This window comes from Erwinia rhapontici (assembly GCF_012271765.1).
Classification (GTDB): domain Bacteria; phylum Pseudomonadota; class Gammaproteobacteria; order Enterobacterales; family Enterobacteriaceae; genus Erwinia; species Erwinia rhapontici.
In genome coordinates this window covers 1-1,737 of sequence record NZ_VRKO01000008.1, presented here as the reverse complement: position 1 = coordinate 1,737, position 1,737 = coordinate 1, and the positions used below count along the sequence as shown (strand labels likewise).

Sequence of the window (1,737 nt, the reverse complement as noted above, 5' to 3'; positions counted from 1 at the left end):
GGTCAGACCCCGGATGAGAACGCCATCAACGGCCAGGTTTACCAGAACTTCTACGACCAGGCGTTTAACGCCACCGGCCTCGGCACCGGCGGCGCCGTCCAGCAGGGTATCCAGGCCGCCACCGCCGTGGTGCAGGGCCTGGCGGGCGGTGATATCGCTGCGGCCATCGCTAACGGTTCAGCACCGTATCTGGCCGAAGCGATTGGTCACAGAATGGGTATCGACAATAATCCCGAAGCAAAAGCGGTGGCCCACGCCATCGTCGGCGCCGCGCTGGCGGCCGCCCAGGGGCAGAATGCCGCGGCGGGCGCGACTGGCGCGGCGCTCGGTGAGATAACCGCGGGGATACTGAAGGACCAGCTGTACGGTAAAGACACTAAAATCGCTGACCTGACCGAAACTCAGAAACAGACCCTGAGCGCTCTGGCAACCCTGTCCTCCGGGCTGGCCGGTGGCCTGGCCGGGGACAGTACCGGAAGTGCAGTTTATTCGGCGCAGGCAGGGAAGACGACGGCGGAGAATAACCTGATGGGCGGGACTGAATGGACTCACGAAGTAAAAACCAGAGAACATGGTGCGGATGTTCTCTCCTGCTCGGATAATCCCGGAGGAGATGCCTGCCAGCGAGGAATTGCGGAAAATAAAGCCTATGCGGGTGCGCTGGCTTCTGCTGGCCTGATTTATCTGCCGGGAGGGATGCAAATGACCGCCGGGATTGGTGGAACAGCAAACGCGGGTATTCAGTATCTTATCAATGGCGAGATCAATCCGACAGATGTGCTGATAGCAAGTTATATTGGGGCTGCCACAGCAGGCTCTGGGTTCTGGGGAACGGTTGGATGGAATGCAACAGGTGGTGCGACATCGAATTATCTGAAGGGTGATGATCCGTTAACTGGGGCTGGCTGGGGTGCTGCGGGATCTGCATTTGGTTATGGGATGGGTAAATATCTCATTGAAACGCCGTTGAATAAGGTTCTCAATCCGAACTGGAAAAATTGGGAATGGACAGACATGGGGATGGGGATTAGCGGGCCGTTATTGCCTAGTAATGTACCAGGGATATCAGGTAATGCCGGCGCTGCGGCGGCAACTGAAGGTGGATCACAGGGAGGGCCTAAAATTGTTGACTATCTCAAGAAAAAAGTTGCGGATAATGCGAAATGAAATCTGCCTCTTTGTTTTTATTGTTGCTTTTGTTGTTCTGATGATGTCTATCACTTTCTTTATATTGATTGTTCTGGTGTGTGCTTTTTCAGCTTTCAAGAGTGGAGAGTTATTTTTTCCATGGTGGGAGATGTGTCGCCTGGCTGTAAAACTCGGCATTGGTGGTGGTGGAATATGCGCTATATATACTTGGTATAGATACCGTTCCAATATGCAACGTAGCAGATAATTGCAAAAATCCCGGCCAACACCGCCGGGATCTATTGATCTGTCAGTCGCGGCTGTGTTTCAGGCAATCGTAACGATCACGCTTGAGCACCGGAATATCGACGGTATCGTCAGCGGCGAGACGGTCAGGGCCGACGTCGCCCGCAACCTGACGATGACCAGCGAGCAGGACAGCGACCGCTACGACTCGAAGCAGCAGAACGCCAGCGTCGGCGGCAGCTTTACCTTCGGCTCCATGACCGGCTCCGCCAGCGTCAACCTCAGCCGTGACAAAATGCACAGCAACTACGACAGCGTGGTTGAGCAGACCGGCATCTTCGCGGGCAAAGGCGGCTTTGACGT

Annotated in this window: 1 protein-coding gene and 1 pseudogene; both read left to right on the top strand. The window is 55.3% G+C overall.

What is annotated here, in order from left to right; translation table 11 throughout:
- Positions 1–1,167: VENN motif pre-toxin domain-containing protein (locus FVB43_RS05375; RefSeq protein ID WP_242462111.1), on the top strand; the 1,167-nt coding region annotated here is incomplete at its 5' end.
- 343 nt (positions 1,168–1,510) lie between these two features.
- A pseudogene (locus tag FVB43_RS05370) lies at positions 1,511–1,737 on the top strand (hemagglutinin repeat-containing protein); the annotation flags it as partial.